The sequence below is a fragment of the Mycobacterium heidelbergense genome, assembly GCF_010730745.1.
Taxonomy (GTDB): domain Bacteria; phylum Actinomycetota; class Actinomycetes; order Mycobacteriales; family Mycobacteriaceae; genus Mycobacterium; species Mycobacterium heidelbergense.
On record NZ_AP022615.1, the window covers coordinates 903,121 to 923,363 of the forward strand.

General features: G+C 68.6%; 18 protein-coding genes. 4 read left to right on the forward strand and 14 right to left on the reverse strand.

Annotated features, from left to right (window positions below):
- Positions 1-143 precede the first annotated feature (143 nt).
- The 3 genes from G6N25_RS04300 to G6N25_RS04310 all read right to left on the reverse strand — a co-directional run bounded on the left by G6N25_RS04300 (position 144) and on the right by G6N25_RS04310 (position 2,977).
- Positions 144-656 (reverse strand): DUF6912 family protein, encoded by a 513-nt coding sequence (locus G6N25_RS04300; RefSeq protein ID WP_083073162.1) that lies wholly within the window; start codon positions 654-656, stop codon positions 144-146.
- Positions 656-1,486, reverse strand: a complete 831-nt coding sequence (gene ppk2, locus G6N25_RS04305) for a polyphosphate kinase 2 (RefSeq protein WP_083073163.1) — start codon at positions 1,484-1,486, stop codon at positions 656-658. Before ppk2 ends, G6N25_RS04300 begins: the two co-directional genes overlap by 1 nt.
- Positions 1,487-1,558: 72 nt before the next feature.
- A complete protein-coding gene (locus G6N25_RS04310) occupies positions 1,559-2,977 on the reverse strand; it encodes a WS/DGAT/MGAT family O-acyltransferase (RefSeq protein ID WP_083073164.1) in 1,419 nt (472 codons plus the stop codon).
- Positions 2,978-3,187: 210 nt separating this feature from the next.
- Here G6N25_RS04310 and G6N25_RS04315 point away from each other — a divergent pair, with 210 nt between their 5' ends.
- A complete protein-coding gene (locus tag G6N25_RS04315) occupies positions 3,188-3,745 on the forward strand; it encodes an Rv3235 family protein (protein ID WP_083073165.1) in 558 nt (185 codons plus the stop codon).
- 17 nt (positions 3,746-3,762) lie between these two features.
- On the opposite strand, the gene G6N25_RS04320 is transcribed toward G6N25_RS04315, so the two are convergent.
- The 10 genes from G6N25_RS04320 to G6N25_RS04365 all read right to left on the reverse strand — a co-directional run bounded on the left by G6N25_RS04320 (position 3,763) and on the right by G6N25_RS04365 (position 15,797).
- A complete protein-coding gene (locus G6N25_RS04320) occupies positions 3,763-4,914 on the reverse strand; it encodes a cation:proton antiporter (RefSeq protein WP_083073166.1) in 1,152 nt (383 codons plus the stop codon).
- A 4-nt stretch (positions 4,915-4,918) separates the two neighbouring features.
- Positions 4,919-5,401 (reverse strand): cation:proton antiporter regulatory subunit, encoded by a 483-nt coding sequence (locus G6N25_RS04325; RefSeq protein ID WP_083073167.1) that lies wholly within the window; start codon positions 5,399-5,401, stop codon positions 4,919-4,921.
- A gap of 93 nt (positions 5,402-5,494) precedes the next feature.
- Complete coding sequence (gene mddA / locus G6N25_RS04330; protein WP_083073168.1) at positions 5,495-6,259, reverse strand: methanethiol S-methyltransferase; 765 nt, start codon at positions 6,257-6,259, stop codon at positions 5,495-5,497.
- 41 nt (positions 6,260-6,300) lie between these two features.
- Complete coding sequence (secA, locus tag G6N25_RS04335; protein ID WP_083073169.1) at positions 6,301-9,129, reverse strand: preprotein translocase subunit SecA; 2,829 nt, start codon at positions 9,127-9,129, stop codon at positions 6,301-6,303.
- Between the two features lie 105 nt (positions 9,130-9,234).
- Complete coding sequence (gene hpf / locus G6N25_RS04340) at positions 9,235-9,930, reverse strand: ribosome hibernation-promoting factor, HPF/YfiA family (protein WP_083073170.1); 696 nt, start codon at positions 9,928-9,930, stop codon at positions 9,235-9,237.
- 287 nt (positions 9,931-10,217) lie between these two features.
- Positions 10,218-10,850, reverse strand: coding sequence for a ComF family protein (locus tag G6N25_RS04345; RefSeq protein ID WP_083073265.1), 633 nt, complete (start codon positions 10,848-10,850; stop codon positions 10,218-10,220).
- Between the two features lie 97 nt (positions 10,851-10,947).
- Positions 10,948-12,705, reverse strand: a complete 1,758-nt coding sequence (gene lpqB, locus G6N25_RS04350; RefSeq protein ID WP_083073171.1) for an MtrAB system accessory lipoprotein LpqB — start codon at positions 12,703-12,705, stop codon at positions 10,948-10,950.
- Positions 12,705-14,390, reverse strand: a complete 1,686-nt coding sequence (mtrB, locus tag G6N25_RS04355; RefSeq protein ID WP_083073172.1) for an MtrAB system histidine kinase MtrB — start codon at positions 14,388-14,390, stop codon at positions 12,705-12,707. Before mtrB ends, lpqB begins: the two co-directional genes overlap by 1 nt.
- 7 nt (positions 14,391-14,397) lie before the next feature.
- Complete coding sequence (gene mtrA, locus G6N25_RS04360; RefSeq protein ID WP_007168097.1) at positions 14,398-15,084, reverse strand: two-component system response regulator MtrA; 687 nt, start codon at positions 15,082-15,084, stop codon at positions 14,398-14,400.
- 80 nt (positions 15,085-15,164) lie between these two features.
- Entirely contained in the window at positions 15,165-15,797 is a 633-nt protein-coding gene (locus G6N25_RS04365; protein WP_083073173.1) for a dTMP kinase, read from the reverse strand.
- Positions 15,798-15,834: 37 nt separating this feature from the next.
- On the opposite strand from G6N25_RS04365, the gene G6N25_RS04370 reads away from it, so the two are divergent.
- The 3 genes from G6N25_RS04370 to G6N25_RS04380 all read left to right on the forward strand — a co-directional run bounded on the left by G6N25_RS04370 (position 15,835) and on the right by G6N25_RS04380 (position 18,529).
- The gene (locus G6N25_RS04370; protein WP_083073174.1) at positions 15,835-16,506 is read left to right on the forward strand and encodes a hypothetical protein; all 672 of its coding nucleotides are present in this window, start codon (positions 15,835-15,837) and stop codon (positions 16,504-16,506) included.
- The gene (locus G6N25_RS04375; protein WP_083073175.1) at positions 16,503-17,105 is read left to right on the forward strand and encodes an RES family NAD+ phosphorylase; all 603 of its coding nucleotides are present in this window, start codon (positions 16,503-16,505) and stop codon (positions 17,103-17,105) included. The genes G6N25_RS04370 and G6N25_RS04375 overlap by 4 nt, the downstream gene beginning before the upstream one ends.
- A gap of 1,175 nt (positions 17,106-18,280) precedes the next feature.
- On the forward strand, positions 18,281-18,529 hold the full coding sequence (locus G6N25_RS04380; RefSeq protein ID WP_083073176.1) for a ribbon-helix-helix domain-containing protein: 249 nt from the start codon (positions 18,281-18,283) through the stop codon (positions 18,527-18,529).
- A 145-nt stretch (positions 18,530-18,674) separates the two neighbouring features.
- Here the strand turns inward: G6N25_RS04380 and ahcY are convergent, their stop codons facing one another.
- Positions 18,675-20,147 carry an adenosylhomocysteinase gene (ahcY, locus tag G6N25_RS04390; RefSeq protein WP_083073177.1) on the reverse strand — a complete coding sequence of 491 codons (1,473 nt, stop codon included), beginning with the start codon at positions 20,145-20,147 and terminating at the stop codon, positions 18,675-18,677.
- Positions 20,148-20,243: the final 96 nt, after the last annotated feature.

Here is a 20,243-nt window from a genome sequence, read left to right on the forward strand (position 1 = left end):
AAGCTCCTGCTCACGGTGCGGCGCTCGGCTTCCGCTCGACGTTGAAGGCGATTTTTCCGGGGCCCTCCAATACAGGCTACGGTACCGTAACCTACGGTGTCGTATCCAGAGCTCGGGGCGACGGCCGCGTCACATCGGGCGTGTCAGAGCAGGTCGAGCAGGAATGGCAGCTCCTGGTTCGCGTACCACGCGAGGTCGTGGTCCAACGCGTCGCCGACGATCAGCTCGGCGTCCTCGTCGCCCAGGTCGGCGGCGTCGATCACCTCGATCGCCCTGAGGACGTCCGGCTCGGCGGCGGCGTTGTCGACGTAGGCGGCGATCACCTGGTCGATCGCCACCGGCGCGCCGAGCCGCACGACGGCGTCGTCGAGGTCGGAGCGGTAGGTGGCCCCGGATTCGGCCATGTCGACCTCGGCGGCCAGCACCGCGCGCCGGGGCGGCATAGTGGCACCGGCGTCGCTCGCCAGCAGCCGCAGCGACGCCAGCGCCGCCTCGCGCAGCGCCACCTCGGCGAGCTCCTCGTCGTCGCCCCTCGCGTAGGCCTCGCGCAGCGTCGGCGTCACCGCGAACGCGGTGCCGTTGACCGGCCACAGCGAGCCGTCCGCGACGAGCTGCCGCAGCATCGCCAAGGTGGCCGGGATGTAGACCTCGATCATCACTCCCCGATCAGGGTGGCCGCGTAGTCGTCGACGTACCTCGACAGCTCGCGCGGCGGGCGCTGGTAGTTGCCGCTCACCACCGGCTGTTTGGGCAGTTTGACCTTGGGCCGCTCCACGTCGTGGTATTCGATCGTCGACAACAGGTGGGCCATCATGTTCAGCCGCGCGTGCTTCTTGATGTCCGATTCCACGTCGTACCAAGGGCTGACGGGGGTGTCGGTGTGCACCATCATCTCGTCCTTGGCGCGCGAATAGTCCTCCCACCGGTACAGCGATTCCATGTCCATCGGGCTGAGTTTCCATTGCCGGACAGGGTCGTTCAGCCGCGCCTTGAACCGGCGCAGCTGTTCGGTGTCGGAGACCGAAAACCAATACTTGCGCAACAGGATCCCGTCGTCGATCAGCATCTGCTCGAAGATGGGGGTCTGCCGCAAAAACAGCGCATGCTCCTGCGGCGTGCAGAATCCCATGACTTTCTCGACGCCGGCGCGGTTGTACCACGACCGATCGAAGAGCACGATTTCCCCCGCGGCGGGAAGGTGGGCGATGTAACGCTGGTAATACCACTGGCCGCGTTCGCGATCGGTCGGCGCGGGCAGCGCCGCGATGCGGGCGACGCGCGGGTTCAGGTACTCGGTGATCCGCTTGATGGTCCCGCCCTTGCCCGCTCCGTCACGGCCTTCGAAGACGATCACGAGGCGCGCCCCGGAATGCCGCACCCATTCCTGCAGCCTCACGAATTCCGTTTGCAGCCGGAACAATTCGGCCTCGTATACGGCGTCGGAGATTCGGCGCGGCGGCGGCGTGGTGGATTTTGTTTTCGTCACCGTGGCGTCCTTTGTCGCGGTATTCGCATCAACGAATGATAGAGCCCGGCACCAATTCTCACCCCGAATTGCTTAACGGGAGGCCTCGAGAAGTTCCTCGAGCGCCTGGCCCAACAACCCCGGCAGCAGGTCGACGTCGCTCATCGCGTCGCGGTCGGCGTTGATCCCGAAATACAGCATGCCGTTATAGGACGTCACGCTGATGGCCAAAGCCTGGTTATGCAGCAGCGGCGGCACCGCGTAGGTCTCCAGCAGCTTGGCGCCGGCGATGTACATCTGCGACTGGGCTCCGGGGGCGTTGGTGATCAACAAGTTGAACGTCCGCTTGGAAAAGCTCGGGAAGCCGGTCGCGACCCGGATGCCCATGGCGTGCAACGTGGGTGGCGCAAACCCGGACAACGTGACGATGGTCCTGGCGTCGACCAGGCTGCCCGCCGTCGGGTTCGACTCGGTGGCGTGGGCGATCTGCGACAGCCGCACCACCGGATTCGCCTCCCCCACCGGCAGATCGACCAGGAAGGGCACGACCTGGCTGATCGTTTGGCCGGGCCCGGTCGAGTCGAGCTGGTCGTCGGCGTAGACGGAGAGCGGCGCCATCGCCCGAACCGTCGCCGTCGGTGACACCGCCACCCCGCGCGACATCAACCAGTTGCCCAGCGCGCCCGCGATCACGGCAAGCACCACGTCGTTGACGTCGCAGTCGTAGCGCGCGCGCACCGCGCGATAGTCCTCGAGGCTGCCGCGGGCGACCGTGAAGCGCCGGTGCCGCGACACGGTCGCGTTGAGCGGGCTGCTGGGCGCGGTGCCGCGCGCCACCGCGCGCGCGATGTCGAGAACGCGGCGGCCCGCGTCCAGCAGTTCGCCGTAGTTGGTCACCAGCCCGGTCACCGCGGACCCCACGGCCTGCAGCTGGGTGCCCGGACCGCCCAGCCAGTCGCCGATCGCGCCCAAGACCAACCGCGTGCTGCCGGGGTCGCGCTCCGGTATCCAGATGTCTTCGGGGAACGGCGGCGGGCGCTGGGTCCGGTCGGCGATGACATGGCCGATCTCCAGGGCGGTCATGCCGTTGATCAGCGCCTGGTGCGACTTGGTGTAGAGGGCGACGCGGTTTTTGGCCAGGCCCTCGACCAGGTACATCTCCCACAGGGGCCGCGCCTTGTCCAGCGGCCGCGCGGCCAGCCGCGCGATCAGCTCGTGCAGCTGCTCGTCACTGCCCGGCGACGGCAGCGCCGACTGCCGCACGTGATAGGTGATGTCGAAGTCGGCGTCGTCGATCCACACGGGCCTGGCCATGCCAATCCGCACTTCCCGCACCTTCTGCCGGTACCGCGGTATCTGGGGCAGCCGCTGTTCGATGGTGGCCAGCAGCGTCTCGTAGCTCAGCCCGGCCCGCGGGCGGCGCAGGATGGACAGCGAGCCGACGTACATCGGGGTGGCCGTGTTCTCCAGCCGATAGAAGGACGCGTCCGCCGGGGACAACCGGGTCACCATTAGGGCCCTGTCCTCCTTGTCAATTCGCCGTCGTCTCGTTTTCCGGACCGAGGTATCCGCCCACGGTAATCGCCCCGACGGGCCGCGGTTCAGCGCGGGTACGCGTGAGCTCGAGTTGTGTCATGATGACCACTGACTACCACCGTCTGCCACTCTCCAGCAGGCTCCCGCCCCCGTTCGAGCTGTTCATCGGTTGAGTTGGAGAGTGCGTTGACCATTAGCCCCGCCGTGAGTCCGCCCGGCCGCGACGCTTTCGCCGTGACGCCCGTCGTCGAGTACGAACCGCCGACGCAGGACGTGCGGCGAGACTCCCAGTGCCGGCAGCCGTCCCCGGCGACGCTGCGCGGCCGCGCGCGTGCGCCGCGCCGGCCCTACGCCCGCCGGCAACCCAGGGCGGCGCAGGCGGAGGCCGCCCCGGTCGCGTCGGCGCCGATGCGCCAGGCGGCGATCTTCGCCGACGCCGCGCTGCGCCGGGTGCTGGAGGTCATCGACCGGCGCCGGCCCGCCGCTCAGCTGCGCCCCATGCTGGCGCCCAGCCTGGTGGATTCGGTGCTCTCCATCGACCGTTCGGCGGCCGGGCGCGAGGGCGCCGCGGTGCTGCGCCGGATGCGGCTGCAACCGGCCGGGCACCGCGATCCCGACACCGCGGCGGAGGTCTTCGGCTCCTACAGCCGCGGGGACCGCCTCCACGCCGTCGCCTGCCGGGTGGAACGGGTGCGCGCCGGCGCCGGCACCCGCTGGCTGGTCGTGGCGCTGCACATCGGCTGACGGCGACGGGCGTCGGGTCAGGTCGCGGGATCGGCCGGCGCCGGGCCGCCCGCATAGCGGGCCAGCACCGGGCCCGCGATCGCCATGACGAAGACGTAGGCCGTCGCCAGCGCCGCGGCCGCGGGGATGGACGTGCCGACCAATCCGATGATGATCAACGAGAACTCGCCCCTGGCGATCAGCGCGGCGCCCGCACGCAGTTGCCCGCGCCGCGCCACGCCGTCGCGCCGGGCGGCGATAATCCCGGTGGCGACCTTGGTCGCGGCGGTGACGACGGCCAGGACCAGCGCCACCGGGAGCATGGGAAGCAGCTCGTGCGGGTCGACCGACAGGCCGATCGCCAGGAAGAAGATGGCGGCGAACAGGTCGCGCAGCGGCCCCAGCACCCGGCGCGCCCGGTCCGCCGTCTCACCGGTCAGGGTGAGCCCGACCAGGAAGGCGCCGACGGCGGCCGACGCGTGCAGCGATTCGGCCACCGCCGCCACCATCAGGGTGATCCCCAGGACCCTCAGCAGCAGTTGCTCGGAGTCGGGATGCTCGACCAGCCGACCGACGTGGTGGCCCCAGCGGTAGGACGCGGCGAACGCCACCACCAGCGCGCCGACCGCGGCCGCCATGCCGCCGACGGCGTGCAGCCAGCCGCCGCGCAACGCCAGGACCGCGAACAGCGGCAGGTAGGCCGCCATCGCAAAGTCCTCGAGCACCAGCACCGACAGCACGGCCGGCGTTTCCCGGTTACCGAGCCTGCCCAGGTCCTCCAGCAGCCGCGCGATGACACCGGACGACGAGATGTAGGTGACCCCGGCCAGGGCCAGGATGGCGACGCCGTCCAAACCCAGCAGCCAGCCGGCCACCGCGCCGGGCGTGGCGTTGAGGACGATGTCGACCCCGGCCGACGGCAGGTGGTGGCGCAGGCTGCTGGCGAATTCGGACGCGGAGAATTCCAGGCCGAGGGTCAGCAGCAGCAACACGATGCCGATGGGCGCGGCCGTCGTAATGAAGTCACCCGCGGCGGCGACCGGCAGCAGGCCGCCCTTGCCCAGCGACAGGCCCGCCAGCAGGTACACCGGGATCGGGGACAGCGCGAACCGCCGTGCGACAGCGCCCAATACGGCGAGCGTGGCCAGGAGGGCGCCGAGTTGGAACAGCAGCGCCCCCGAAACCTGCATCGGCTCAGCCCTTGTCGATGATCTGCTCGACCGCGGCGATGCCGTCTTCGGTGCCGATCACGATCAAAACGTCTTGCGCGCGCAGCATTTCGCTCGGACCGGGTGAGGCGAGCACTTCCTCGTTGCGCACGATCGCGACGATCGACGCACCCGTGCGGGTGCGGGCGTGGGTGTCTCCCAGCGGGTGGTCCACGAATGGGCTGCCGGCCACGAGGTGGATCTGCCCCGTCTCGAGCCCGGGCACTTGGCGGGACAGTTCGGTGAACCGCTCGGCGATGCGGGGCGCGCCCAGGATCTGGGCCACGGCCTCGGCCTCGTCGTCGGTCAGGTGCAGGACCGGCCGGGCCTGGTCGGGATCGTCGGCCGCGTAACGGACGACGTCGAATTCGCCGCCGCGCCGGGCGATGATGCCGACCCGGTCACCCTTGTGGCTGGTGAATTCGTACCGAAGGCCGACGCCCGGCAGCAACACCTCCTTGACATCCATGGCATCGATCCTTGCAGGTTTGCCGGCGTTGGTGCCAGCGGATCGACAAAGACACGGCCGGCGTCGATGGCCCGGGGCCGAACCCCTCGAGAGTCAGTGCTGGCCAACCGCTTCCGTCGGGCCCCGACGCGGCCAATGCCTTAAAGGCAGCAGCATCGGCACGTCGCGGCGGTAATCGCGATAGTCGTCGCCGAGCGCCGCAACGAGGCCGCGCTCTTCGATGTGCAGCGCGATCAGGATGTAGCCGGTGGTGGCGGCCGCGAAGAGCAGATGCCCGGCCGTCATCGTGGGCGCCGCCCAGAACGCGATCAGGAATCCCAGCATGAGCGGGTGGCGCACCCAGCGGTAGAACAAATGGGCGCGGAAGCCGACGTCGGTGTACGGCTTTTCCCGCCACGCCAAATACACCTGCCGCAGCCCGAACAGGTCGAAGTGATTGATCATGAAGCTCGAGGCGAACACCATCGCCCACCCGAGCCAGAACGCGGCCCACACCACCGAGCGGCCGGCCGGGTGTCGCACGTCCCAGATGATTGTGGGCATCGTTCGCCACTGCCAGTAGAGCAGCAGCAGCGCCGCGCTCGACAGCCACACGTAGGTGCTGCGTTCGATCGACGGCGGCACGAATCGCGTCCACCACCGCTTGAACCCCTGCCGAGCCATGACGCTGTGCTGGACCGCGAACACGCCGAGCAGGGCCACGTTGACCGCGACCGCCTGGCCCGTCGGCGCCGCGATCGCGTGATCGACGCTCCGCGGTACCACGATGTTGCCGACGAAACCGATCGCGTAGACGAAGGCCACCAGGAACGACGCGTAGCTCGCCGCGCCGTAACCGACGATCAGGTAACGCTTCATGGTCCCAGTGTCGACCACAGGCGCGCGTTCGCCTAGAGGTTTTAGCGCCTCTTGGCCGATTTCGGCAGCTTGGGGCCGCGACCCTGCCGCCGCGCGGCGTCACGCCGCTCGCGCCGGCTGGCACCCGCCGGCGCGCCGGCTGACATCTTCTGCGCGCCGCCGCCGTTGCGCTGCACCTGCGCCGAACCGTCCTCGGACGGGCCGGTATACGTCAGGGCGGGCGCGTCGCTTTCGATTCCCTTGGTGCGCAACGCGGTTGAGCCCTCCTCACGCGCCGCCGCGCCGTCCTGCTGTCCGGCGGCGGCGGTCGCCAGGTCCGTCAGCCCTTCCGGCGTTTCCACCGGCGCGACCCGGGGCACCGCCTCCACGCTGACGTTGAACAGGAAGCCGACCGACTCCTCCTTCAGGCCGTCGAGCATGGCCATGAACATGTCGTAGCCCTCGCGCTGGTACTCCACCAGCGGGTCGCGCTGCGCCATCGCGCGCAGGCCGATGCCCTCCTTGAGGTAGTCCATCTCGTAGAGGTGCTCGCGCCACTTGCGGTCGATGACGTTGAGCAACACGTTGCGCTCCAGCTGGCGCATGGCGCCCTCGCCGGCCAGCTCCTCGAGCTCGGCTTCCCGTGTGGCATAGGCGCGTTCGGCGTCCTTGAGCAGCGCGTCGAGCAGCTCGTCGCGGGTGAGCTCGTCGCGGTCGGATTCGGCATCCTCGCGGGTCAGGCTCTCGTGGGTGATCCCCACCGGGTAGAGCGCCTTGAGCGCCGACCACAACGCGTCCAGGTCCCAATCCTCGGCGTAGCCGTCGGCCGTCGCGCCGTCGACGTAGGCGGTGACCACGTCACGGACCATGTCCAACGCCTGCTCCTTGAGGTTCTCGCCCTCGAGGATGCGGCGGCGCTCGGCGTAGATCACCTTGCGCTGCTGGTTCATCACCTCGTCGTACTTGAGGACGTTCTTCCTGACCTCGAAGTTCTGCTGCTCGACCTGGGTCTGCGCGCTCTTGATCGCGCGGGTGACCATCTTGTTCTCGATCGGCACGTCGTCGGGCAGGTTCAGCCGGTTGAGCATCGCCTCCAACGTGGCGCCGTTGAAGCGGCGCATCAGCTCGTCGCTCAGCGACAGGTAAAAGCGGGACTCGCCCGGGTCGCCCTGGCGGCCGGAGCGGCCGCGCAGCTGGTTGTCGATGCGCCGCGACTCGTGGCGTTCGGTGCCCAGCACGTACAGGCCGCCGGCCTCGACCACGTCGGCGGCCTCCTTGCCGGCCTCCTCCTTGACGAGCGGCAGCTCCTCGTGCCACGCGGCCTCGTACTCGTCGGGGGTCTCCACCGGGTCCAGCCCGCGGGCACGCAGCCGCTGGTCGGTGAGGAAGTCGACGTTGCCGCCCAGCACGACGTCGGTGCCGCGGCCGGCCATGTTGGTGGCGACGGTGATGCCGCCGCGACGGCCCGCCACCGCGACGATGGTCGCCTCCTGCTCGTGGTACTTGGCGTTGAGCACGTTGTGCGGGAGGCGCCGCTTGGTGAACTGCCGCGACAGGTACTCCGAGCGCTCGACGCTGGTGGTGCCGATCAGGACCGGTTGGCCCTTCTCGTAACGTTCGGCGACGTCGTCGACCACCGCGATGTACTTGGCCTCCTCGGTCTTGTAGATGAGGTCGGACTGGTCTTCGCGGATCATCGGCTTGTTGGTCGGGATGCTGACCACCCCGAGCTTGTAGATCTCGTGCAGCTCGGCCGCCTCGGTCTGGGCGGTGCCGGTCATGCCGGCCAGCTTGTCGTAGAGCCGGAAGTAGTTCTGCAGCGTGATGGTGGCCAGCGTCTGGTTCTCGGCCTTGATCTCGACGTGCTCCTTGGCCTCGATGGCCTGGTGCATGCCCTCGTTGTAGCGGCGCCCGATCAGCACGCGGCCGGTGAACTCGTCGACGATGAGCACCTCGCCGTCGCGGACGATGTAGTCCTTGTCGCGGTTGAACAGCTCCTTGGCCTTCAGCGCGTTGTTCAGGTAGCTGACCAGCGGCGAGTTGGCGGCCTCGTACAGGTTGTCGATGCCGAGCTGGTCTTCGACGAATTCCACGCCCTTTTCGTGCACGCCGACGGTGCGCTTGCGCAGGTCGACCTCGTAGTGGGTGTCCTTTTCCATCAGCGGCGCCAGCCGGGCGAACTCGCCGTACCAGCCGGAGGCGCCGTCGGCGGGACCGGAGATGATCAGCGGGGTGCGGGCCTCGTCGATCAGGATGGAGTCGACCTCGTCGACGATCGCGTAGCTGTGCCCACGCTGCACCAGGTCGTCGAGCGAGTGCGCCATGTTGTCGCGCAGGTAGTCGAAGCCGAACTCGTTGTTGGTGCCGTAGGTGATGTCGGCGTTGTAGGCCACCCGGCGTTCGTCGGGCGTCATGCTGGCCAGGATCACCCCGACCTGCAGGCCCAGGAAGCGGTGCACCCGGCCCATCCACTCGCTGTCGCGCTTGGCCAGGTAGTCGTTGACGGTGACGATGTGCACGCCGTCGTCGGCCAGCGCGTTGAGGTAGGCGGGCAGCACGCAGGTCAGGGTCTTGCCCTCACCGGTCTTCATCTCGGCGACGTTGCCCAGGTGCAGCGCGGCCGCGCCCATCACCTGCACGTCGAACGGCCGCTGGTCGAGCACCCGCCACGCGGCCTCGCGGGCCACGGCGAACGCCTCGGGCAGCAGGTCGTCGAGGCTCTCTGGGTTTTTTGCGTCCTTCAGACGCCTTTTGAACTCGTCGGTCTTGGCCCGCAGCTCGGCGTCGGTCAGCTTCTCGACGTCGTCGGACAACGTGTTGACATAGTCGGCCACCTTTTTGAGGCGCTTGACCATGCGACCTTCACCAAGGCGCAGCAACTTCGACAGCACGTGTTGTCCCCTTTTGGGATGTTCCCCTGTTGGTAGGAGTCTTCTTCGATAAGGCGACTCCCATCGTAGGTGACGACGCGGCGTCGGCCTTTTAGCAAGGCAGGCTCAGGACAGCCTGATCAGCCCGTAATCGTAGGCGTGCCGGCGGTAGACGACGGACGGTCGCGCCGTCTCCCTGTCGTAGAACAGGAAGAAGTTGTGCCCGACGAGCTCCATCTCGTAGAGCGCCTCGTCGACCGACATCGGCGTGGCCTGGTGTTCCTTGGTACGCACCACCCGCCCCGGCTCGTGGCCGTCGTGGTTCAGGCCGTCTCCCATTTCTTTGTGGTCGTGGTGGTGGGGCTCCACGGGCTCGGAGTTGAAGGCCCTGTCCGGGGGCGGGGCGACCGCCGTGGCCGCCGCCAGCGACACGGGGGTCTTGTCGCCGTAGTGGACCTTGCGGCGGTCCTTGACGCGGCGCAGCCGGTTCTCCAGCTTGTCGACCGCGGACTCGAAGGCCCCGTAGAAGCTGTCGGCGCAGGCCTCGGCGCGGCTCACCGGCCCGCGACCCCGGGCGGTGATCTCCACGCGTTGACAGGACTTGCGCTGTCGCCGGTTGGGCGCGTGTTTGAGCTCGACATCGAAGAGATAGATGGAGCGATCGAACCGTTCGAGGCGGGCGAGTTTTTGCGAGACGTAGGTGCGGTAGTGATCGGGGATCTCGACGTTGCGGCCCTTGAACACGACTTCGGCGTTGGCTGTCTGTTCGGCCGGCTCGTCGCTTTCTACCGGCGGTTGGTCCAGAATCTGACCGAAATCCACGGTAAGCCTTGACATACGTGACAACTCGTTTCCTTTTCCACGTCGCACGCGCTGCGTGCCGGCTTTCTGTAAGACGCGCCGACGGGGTGGGGGGCGGTTTCCGAACGGTCACCGCCGCAGGCTGCCCGCCGGCGCAAGGTGTCGGATGCTCACCCCCTTTGCGTATGGCGTCACAACCCGAAGGTTGTCCTCGACGTTAGCTCGTGTTCGCCTTGGGATGCCACCAATTTCGTCCAGCCGTTGCGAGTTCTTCACATCCTCTTGGGTGGCTCATCGGAGTTTCACGGTTAGGCGGCCGCGATCGCCAGCACCGCGGCCACCCGGATCCCGGCGCCGCGCAGCGTGCGCACCGCCTCGCGCGCCGTCGCGCCGGTGGTGACGACGTCGTCGACGAGCACGACCTCGGTTCGGGGCCGCGCGCCCCGCAGCACCACCCGGCCGGCGATGTTGCGTTCGCGCGCCGACGTGCCGAGGCCCATCGAGTCGCGGGCCAAGGCCCTCATTCGCAGCGCCGGCGCGACGGCGACGTCGGGGTGTTCGGCCACCGCGGCCCGGGCCAGCCGGGTGACGGGGTCACCGCCTCGCCGGCGCGCCGCCGAGCGCCGGGTCGGCGCGGGCACGATCGTCAGCGGGGTCTCGACCATGCCCCAGGACAGCAGCCGGTGCACCCCGACGGCCAGCGCGTGGGCCAGCGGTGCGACGAGGTCGCCGCGACCGCGCTCCTTCATCGCGAGGATCGCCCGGCGACGGGCGCCGGCGTAGCGGCCGAGTGCGAACACCGGCACCTGCGGGTCGATGCGGGGGGTGATCACGTGCGGCTGCCCGGCGGCCACCGACAGCTCCGCCGCGCAGGCGTCACACCAGCGCGTCGACGGCGCCCCGCAGCCGCCGCACTCCAGCGGCAGGATGAGGTCGAGCACGCCTGCCAGTGTGGCGTTCCGGGGTGACACCGGCGCCGAGATCGACGTTAGCGTGCGACGCACTCGAACTTTCCCGCGCTAACGTCGATCTCGGCGATCAGCCCGGCAGCACCGGCGCCGCCCCGGCCAGCGTCAACCCGGACACGTCCGACCAGCTCTGCTGGCTTTCGGGTGCCGACGCCGAATACTGCAGCACCCCTTGCGGGGCCGCGACGTACACCGTCGACGGGTTGGCCGCCACCGTCGACACGGGGGTCTGCAGGCCGCGGGCCGGCGCGTCGGAGTTCACGCCGTCGAGGTTGACGTAGGAGACCGGGTGGCTGGCATCGGTGCGGGTCACGACGATGTCGTCGCCGGTCCGCCAGGACAGCGAGACCACCGAGTTGCCCAGGCCGAAGCCCAGCCGCCGGGGATAGGTCAGCGCGTACTGCCCGGCCTGGGTCTGCTCGACGCCGGCGAGGATCACCTGACCGTTGATCACCATCGCGGCGCGCGTTCCGTCGCGGGACAGCTGCAGGTCGGTGATCGGCCCGGGAAAGCCGGCGGCCACCGCGGCGGAGTCGACCGGGATCCGCGCGGGTTGCCCGGACGCCGGTTCCTGGATCGCGCGCAGCACGTTGTTGTTGTCGACCACCACCCAGACGGCGTCGTCCAGCGACCAGCTGGGCCGCGTCAGGCTGCGGCCGTCGGCGGACTGGACCGCCTCCCCGCCGAGGTCGCCGATCCACAGCGACGCCGCCATGTCCGGGGCGCCGCGGCGCAGCGTCACCACCGACGCCACCTGCCGACCGCTGCGGGACAGCGCGGCGCCGGTCTGGTCCCCCATCCGCCCGAAGGCCCCCGGCACGTTGGTGATGTGCTGCCCGTCCAGCCCGACCAGCGACCCGTTGACCAGGGCGTGCACGCCCGCGCCCGCGCCGTCGGCCACGCCTGGGTCGGTGGCGGCGACGTCGGAGGTGGTCCACCCGTCGGCGAACCTGTCGTCCAGCGGTGCGCCGTCGGCGTTGATCACGTACGGGCCCCTGATGTCGGCCCGGGCCAGCGTCCAAATGATCTGCGCGGCAAGCAATTGCCGGCTGTGCGGATCGGTGGTGGACAGCTTCTCCAGGTCGACGCGGGCGCCGCCGTAGCCGCGCCCGATCCCGTTCTTGCCGCCGTCGGCCCGGGTCACCGGCCCGCGCAGCCGCAGCGGCGGGGCCAGCAGGTTGCGCACGGTGTGCGCCATCTCGGGCCGCGGCCCGGCCAGCAGCTTGGAGACGAGCTCGGTGGCCAGCTGGTCGTGGTCGGACACCGCGACGTAGCGCGGATCGGGAACCACCGTCTTGCCGGTCGGGTCGGCGAAGTAGAGCGTGTTGCGCTTGTAGGTCGCCTGAAACTGCTGCCAGTCCAGGAAGACCCCGTTGGGCAGGCGATCGATGCGCCAGCCGCCGGACGTCTTGACCAACTCGATCGGCCCCGGGTCGGGCAGCACGCCCTCGGCGGTTTCGAACACGCCCATGTCCGACAGCGAACCCAGGATGTCCGCCCGCATAGTCGCCGAAACCCGTTCCGCGCCACGGGTTTCCACGAACACGACGTGGTCGATCAGCAGCGCGCTACCGGCGTCGTCCCAGGCGTTGGACGCCGACTGGGTGAGGAACTGCCGCGCCGCCAGGTGCCGGTTCGCCGGATCGGCTGTGGCCTTGAGGAATTCGCGCAGCAGCACGTCGGGATCCATGCCGGGCGTCGGCTTGGGCAGGTTCGACGGCGCCGGTCGCTCGACGGTGCCGATGGCCTGCGGGGCCGACGAGCTGGGCACCCCCGCACAGCCGGCGAGCAACAGCGCCAACAGCCACAGGGCCGATAGCCGCCGCATCACCCGCCCCTCTCGGCGTGCTCGCGCGGCCGTTGACGGTCGGCGCGTTGCGGCGCGGTCGGTTGCGCCGGCTGGGTCGACGGCGGAATGGGTTTCAAGGGCAGCGGGCTGGTGGTCACCTTGTGGCCGCGGACCAGGGGAAGCGTCAGCCTGAAGCAGGCTCCCTGGCCGGGCTCGCCCCACGCCTCGAGCCGGCCCTGGTGCAGCCGGGCGTCCTCGATGCTGATCGCCAGGCCCAGCCCGGTGCCACCGGACCGGCGCACCCGCGACGGGTCGGAGCGCCAGAACCGGCTGAACACCAGCTTCTCCTCGCCCGGCCGCAGCCCCACGCCGTAGTCGCGGACGGTGACGGCGACGGTGTCCTCGTCGGCGCCCATCCGGATCCGCACCGGTTTGTGCTCGGCGTGGTCGATGGCGTTGGCGATCAGGTTGCGCAGGATCCGCTCCACCCGGCGCGCGTCGACCTCGGCGATCACCTCGTGTTCGGGCAGGTCCACGAGCAGCTCGATGCCCGCCTCCTCGGCCAGGTGACCCACGTTGCCCAGCGCGCTCTGCACGGTGGTGCGCAGGTCCACCGCCTCGACGGACAACTCGGCCACACCGGCGTCGTGCCGGGAGATCTCCAGCAGGTCGTTGAGCAGCGTCTCGAACCGGTCCAGCTCGCTGACCATCAGCTCGGTGGACCGGGCCAGCGTCGGGTCGAGGTCGGCGCTGTGGTCGTAGATCAGGTCGGCGGCCATCCGCACGGTGGTCAGCGGGGTGCGCAGCTCGTGGCTGACGTCGGAGGTGAAGCGGCGCTGCAGGTTGCCGAACTCCTCGAGCTGGGTGATCTGCCGGGACAGGCTCTCGGCCATGTCGTTGAACGACACCGCCAGCCGGGCCATGTCGTCCTCGCCGCGCACCGGCATCCGTTCGGACAGGTGGCCCTCGGCGAAGCGTTCCGCGATCCGCGACGCCGACCGGACCGGCACCACCACCTGGCGGGATACCAGCAGCGCGATCCCGGCGAGCAGCACGAGCAGCACCGCGCCGCCGGTGATCATGGTGCCGCGCACCAGCTGGATCGTGGTCTGCTCGTTCTTCAGCGGGAAGATTAGGTACAGCTCGACGTTGGCCACCTGCGAGGACGTCGGGGTTCCCACGATCAGGGCCGGTCCGGAAAAGCCGTCGGTGTGCACGGTGGCGTACTGGTAGGCCGCCTGCCCGGCCTTGACGAAGCCGCGCAACGAGTTGGGCACCTGATCGACGGGTCCGGCCGTGGTCGCGGCGCGCGGGCCGTCGCCGGGCACGATCAGCACCGCGTCGAACGCGCCGGCCAGCCCGGCGCCCGAGGCGGTGTCGGTCTTCGAGGTCAAGGTGTTGCGGGCCAGCTGCAGGCTACTGTCCAGCGAGCGCGTCTCCTCGCCGTTGACGATCCCGCCGACGGTGGTGCGCGCCCGCTCGATCTGCTCGATGGCGGCCCTGACCTTGACATCCAGCACGCGGTTGGTGACCTGGCTGGTCAGGACGAAGCCGAGCGCGAGGATGACGGCCAACGACAGCCCGAGGGTCAGCGCCACGACTCGCAACTGCAGCGATCGACGCCAGGCGACGGCCACGGCTCGACTCAACGCACCCATGCCGCGGGTCATGGGACCGGAGCGCCCCCAGCGGCTGCGAGTGCGTCGCCGCGAGCCCCAGATCATCCGGCGATCACGGGGGTCCGGCCTTGTATCCCACTCCTCGAACGGTCAGAACCACGGTCGGGTTCTCGGGGTCTTTCTCGACCTTGGCCCGCAGACGCTGGACGTGCACGTTCACCAGGCGGGTGTCCGCCGGGTGCCGATAGCCCCACACCTGTTCGAGCAGCACATCACGAGTAAACACCTGGCGCGGTTTGCGTGCCAGCGCGACCAGCAGGTCGAACTCGAGGGGTGTCAGGGAGATCTGCTCGCCGTTGCGGGTGACCTTGTGCGCCGGCACGTCGATCTCGACGTCGGCGATCGAGAGCATCTCGGCGGGCTCGTCGTCGTTGCGCCGCAGCCGCGCCCGCACCCGGGCGACCAGCTCCTTGGGCTTGAACGGCTTCATGATGTAGTCATCGGCGCCCGACTCCAGGCCCAGCACCACGTCGACGGTGTCGGTCTTGGCGGTCAGCATCACGATCGGCACGCCGGAATCGGCGCGCAGCACCCGGCACACGTCGATGCCGTTCATGCCCGGGAGCATCAGGTCGAGCAGCACCAGGTCGGGACGCAGCTCGCGCACCGCGGTCAGGGCCTGGGTGCCGTCGCCGATGACTGCGGTGTCGAAGCCCTCCCCGCGCAGCACGATGGTGAGCATCTCGGCCAGCGAAGCGTCGTCGTCGACGACCAGAATCCTTTGCCTCATGGAGTCCATGGTGTCACCAGATCGGGATAAAACTGGGGCACCACACGGGCGTTTCGCGCGCAATAAGGGCAAATCGTGACAAATTTGTGCTATCTGGCGGTCAAACTGGCGGCCAGCCGGCTCGGATCGACGTCTTTGTCGACCACCATCCAGCGTCCGCCCCAGTTCGCGGCGGCCAGCCCGGCGTACACGTCACCGGTGCGCCGCTGCAGCCCGTCGTCGCGTTCGTAGCTGTCGCGCGCCCGGCCCGGATCGCTCTGCGCCCGGCTTCGCGCCCGCTGCCCGGCGAGCTCGGCGGGCACGTTCAGCAGTATCTGCCAGTCCGGCGCGGGCAGCCGTAGCCGCCGGTATTCGAGCTGATGTACCCAGGTCGTCGCGTCCCCTGCCGCGTCCTGGTGCAGGCGGGCGGCGCTGTAGGCCGCGTTGGAGGCGACGTAGCGGTCCAGGATCACGACGTCGTGGTCGCGCTGTAGCCGCTCGATCTCGTCGACCGCCCCGGCGCGGTCGAGCGCGAAGAGCGTGGCCATCGCGTACGCCGACGACGCCAGGTCGCCGTGCTCGCCGTGCAGCGCCTCGGCCGCGATGTCGGCGGTCACCGACTGGCCGTACCGCGGGAACGTGAGCGTGGCCACCGACTTCCCGGTCGCCTCGAAGGCGTTGCGCAGGCCTTCGGTCAGCGTCCGCTTGCCCGCGCCGTCGACCCCTTCGATCGCGATCAGCACGGCGCGAGCCTACTCAACGATCCGGTGTGGCGCAGTTGTGTCGTACGATGACGACATGTCTACGACGGAACCTGACCTCGGCGCCCTGCTCGGCCGGGTGGACCAAGCGACCAAGCTGTTGCAGCGGTCCAAGACGGTTCCCGGTGAGGTTGGCCAGCTCGTCGACAGCTTTGAGCGGACGCTCGGCGCCGCGACACCGTTGCGGCTTGAAGCCGACCCCTATCTGACGACGACGCTGTGGGCGGCCGCCTATAGCGCCGAAAAGGCGCTCCGCCACGACAACAAGGAGCGGCAGCGCCGGGATGTGCGCATCGCGCTCGAGCAGTTCCGCCATGCGCTGCGCGACATCGTTGAGAATCGGCCCTACGCCGACGATGTTCCTACCCGGGAGGTCCTGACCAGGACGGCTGAGGTCCTCGCGGCCCCGCAGAAGACCCTTGCGGACCTGCTCGGGGTCTCGGTTCGCCAGCTTCAGCGCTGGCTGGCGCAGGACGGGGCCTCGCCCGCGGCGGACGACGCGGCCCGTATCCGCGCGGTGGGGCAACTGGTAAACCAGCTGCGCCACTCGTTTACCGGCCCGGGTGTGGTCGCCTGGTTTTATCGTGACCATCCGGTGCTGGGCCGGCGGCCGATCGATCTGCTCGACGACCCGCTGTGCTACCCGCGGCTCCTCAACGCTGCGACCGCGGCTCGTGCCACGACGGCATGAGGCTCACGGTCTTTCGGCACGCGGCGTACGACTCACCGTGGTGGGCATTCCCCAGCTCGCGCGCCGGCCGGTTCCACCGCGCCAAAAGCGACACGGTCCAGTACCTGGGTCTTCACCCGCTTGGCCCCGCCGCCGAGATGCTTCGCCACCACGTCGGCCCGAACGGTAATCCGGACGACGTTGTCCTGAATCTGTGGACGGCGCTCGTCGACGTGGATGACCCGACCCGGGTCGATTTCGACGACTGCGCGCGGTATGGGCTGACGCCCGACGACCTCGTCGGCGACGATTACGCCGTTACGCAAGCCTTGGCCGATGCCGTTCGGGGCAGCGGAGCCACCGCGATGATCGTGCCCTCGGCCGCGCTGCCGGGAACCCACAACCTGGTCCTGTTTGGCGTGCGGCTCCTCAATCCCTTCCTGAGCACACCGGTGATGTCTGAAGAGATCCCCACCGGGCACCTCACGGACGGCGCGCGTTCCCCCGCCGAGGTGGCCCCGCACGTCCGCTGGTTCGGCGCCCCGCACCGGGCGGTGGAGCAGTGGAAGGCCACCGGCGATTACGACCTGTTCGACGACCCGATCGCCGCGCGGTGGTAGCCGATACCACCGGGGCACCCAGCATCAAGGGTCACGGCTGACCCGGGCGTATCGGTGGCCGCTTGGCGGGGGCAGTGATGCTGCCTGAACATGTGATGTCGTATTCGCTACAGGTTGGCGATCAATCGTGAGGAGGTCGCCGGTGCCGGTGTGACCGGTGTGCCTGCGGGTTGATTGCGCCCACGTCGCCGCAAGAGATTTCAGACCGGGCCGCGGCGTCATGGGTGAAACCGAGTGAGCGTCATCCGGCTGGCATTTGGTCGCGTAGTCCCGAAACGCTGCGCTCCCACTGTGAAGCGCACCGATATAAGCGGATGGGCCCCTTCTTGCCGAAGGGGCCCATTGCCGTTGATCGGTCACCGGCTCGCATCGGCGACCACCACCGGACTTACAGCAACTTGAGGAGGTTGGAAATGGCCACGGTGGCCGGAGAGGGAGATCACCGTCGGTGAGGTCAGAGACAACCGACAACGGTCCGCGCACACCAAGACCGAACAGCGCCGGTGTGCTTGTGGCACAAGCCAATACCGATCATGCCCGGCGATCCACCACCAGCGCTCACCCCAGACAAGGCCGGGCACACCACACCCCCACCTCTTGGGTTCGTTCACCGTAAACAGTGCGCACGCAGCTGGCCCCGCCGGTGATGGCGGGGTGATCGCCAAATGGGTCGGCCAACTCGGACCAGCTGTAGGTGCGGAGGGGTTTTCGTCGCTGACCGATACCTGGCCGTTGCAGATTAGCTGGGTCGGAGATTGAGGTGCGTCGCAATTTTAAACGTGGCGCTGCGTGCCGCTGCAGACCGCAGCGTCTCGGCGACGAGCACCGCCTGGCCGCGTCGGTGTCGACAGTGAAGCATTATCTCTCAGCAAACCAAAGAGCATTCACTATGTTCTGGCGAACAATTGTATTGCTGCGGCAGCAGCCATCTTAAGTGCAGGGGCGAATGAGGAGCGGTGTACTACCGGTAGATAATCTAGTGGTATCCACGATTGCTACGACACATATGCAACACGGCTACCAGGAGCTTTCCAGCCTTGCGATGATTGCGGAACCACACGTCGACGCCGGAGCGCCCGCAGCCCTTCCCTGACATCGCCGGCACCGTCCCGTGTCGAAACACCTCACCGGGTTCAGGTTCCCGGCCAGGGTTTATACCCGGTCATACTTCGGCTATGAAGACAGCCATCTCGGTGCCAGACGAGACGTTCGACCGGGCCTCCCGCCGCGCCGCTGACCTGGGCATGAGTCGCTCGGAGTTCTTCGCTCGCGCCGCCGAGCATTACCTCGATGAACTGGACGCACGGTCCCTGAGCCGGCAAATCGACAGCGCGCTCGAGTATCTCGGCGCGCCCGATGAGACGAATGCGGACGCGGTGGCCGTCGGGCACCGTGTGCTCGACGCCGCAGGCGACAACGGGTGATCGGTCAGAGATCTATTGGGCAGACCTCGGAACGCCGTCCGGCAGCCGACCTGCCGACCGGGCCAGTCAGCTGCCGGCACATTTCATGCACAAGGTCGACCGCGGACTGCGTCGCGTATTGGGTCGGTGACCGGACACCTCACGCTCAGTAGCGGTAGTGGTCCGCCTTGTACGGGCCCTCGACGTCGACGCCGATGTAGTCGGCCTGCTCCTTGGTCAGGCGGGTGAGAGCGCCACCCAACGCCTCCACGTGAATGCGGGCCACCTTCTCGTCGAGGTGCTTGGGCAGCCGGTACACCTCGTTGTCGTACTCGTCGTTCTTGGTCCACAGCTCGATCTGCGCGATCACCTGGTTGGAGAAGCTGTTGCTCATCACGAACGACGGGTGTCCGGTGGCGTTGCCCAGGTTCAGCAGCCGGCCCTCGGACAGCACGATGATCGACTTGCCGGTGTCGGGGAAGGTCCACACGTCGACCTGCGGCCGGATGTTGACCTTCGTCGCACCGGACTTCTCCAACGCGGCCATCTGGATCTCGTTGTCGAAGTGGCCAATGTTGCCCAAGACCGCGTGGTCCTTCATCGCCCTCATGTCCTCGAGGGTGATGATGTCCTTGTTGCCGGTCGCGGTGATGACGATGTCCGCCTCGCCGATGACGTCCTCGACCCGCTTGACGTCGAAGCCCTCCATCAGGGCCTGCAGCGCGTTGATCGGGTCGATCTCGGTGACGACGACGCGCGCGCCCTGGCCCTTGACCGACTCGGCGCAGCCCTTGCCGACGTCGCCGTAACCGCAGATCAGCACCCTCTTGCCGCCGATCAGCACGTCGGTGCCGCGGTTGATGCCGTCGATCAGCGAGTGCCGGCAGCCATACTTGTTGTCGAACTTGGACTTGGTGACCGAGTCGTTGACGTTGATCGCCGGGAACGCCAGATCCCCGGCCGCCGCGAACTGGTAGAGGCGCAGCACGCCGGTGGTGGTCTCCTCGGTGACGCCCTTGACCGACTCGGAGATCTTCGTCCACTTGTCCTTGTCGGTCTCGAAGCGGCTGCGCAGCAGCTCCAGGAAGACCTTCCACTCGGTGGGGTCGTCGTCCTCGGCGGGCGGCACCACGCCGGCCTTCTCGTACTGCGCACCGCGCAGCACCAGCATGGTGGCGTCGCCGCCGTCGTCGAGGATCATGTTGGCCGGTTCGTCCGGCCAGGTCAGCGCCTGCTCGGCGGCCCACCAGTACTCCTCGAGCGTCTCGCCCTTCCAGGCGAACACCGGGACGCCCTTCGGCTCCTCCGGGGTGCCGTGCTTGCCGACGACCACCGCGGCGGCGGCGTGGTCCTGGGTGGAGAAGATGTTGCACGACGCCCACCGGACCTCCGCGCCCAGTTCGACGAGGGTCTCGATGAGCACGGCGGTCTGCACGGTCATGTGCAGCGAGCCCGAAACCCGCGCCCCCTTGAGCGGTTGCACCTCCGCGTACTCGCGGCGCAGCGACATCAGACCCGGCATCTCCTGCTCGGAGAGCTCGATGTCGCGGCGACCGTAATCCGCCAGCGACAGGTCGGCGACCTTATATTCGATGCCGTTGCGAACGTCGGGGGTCAGCGCGTTTTCGGTCGTCGTCATAGATGTCTCATCCTTCTTAGGGCTTACCGGATCCAAGCGGTAGTTAGCTTAAGTATGTTCTTCCGCCACTGTAGCCGCCGGGCCGTCAGCGCTGCG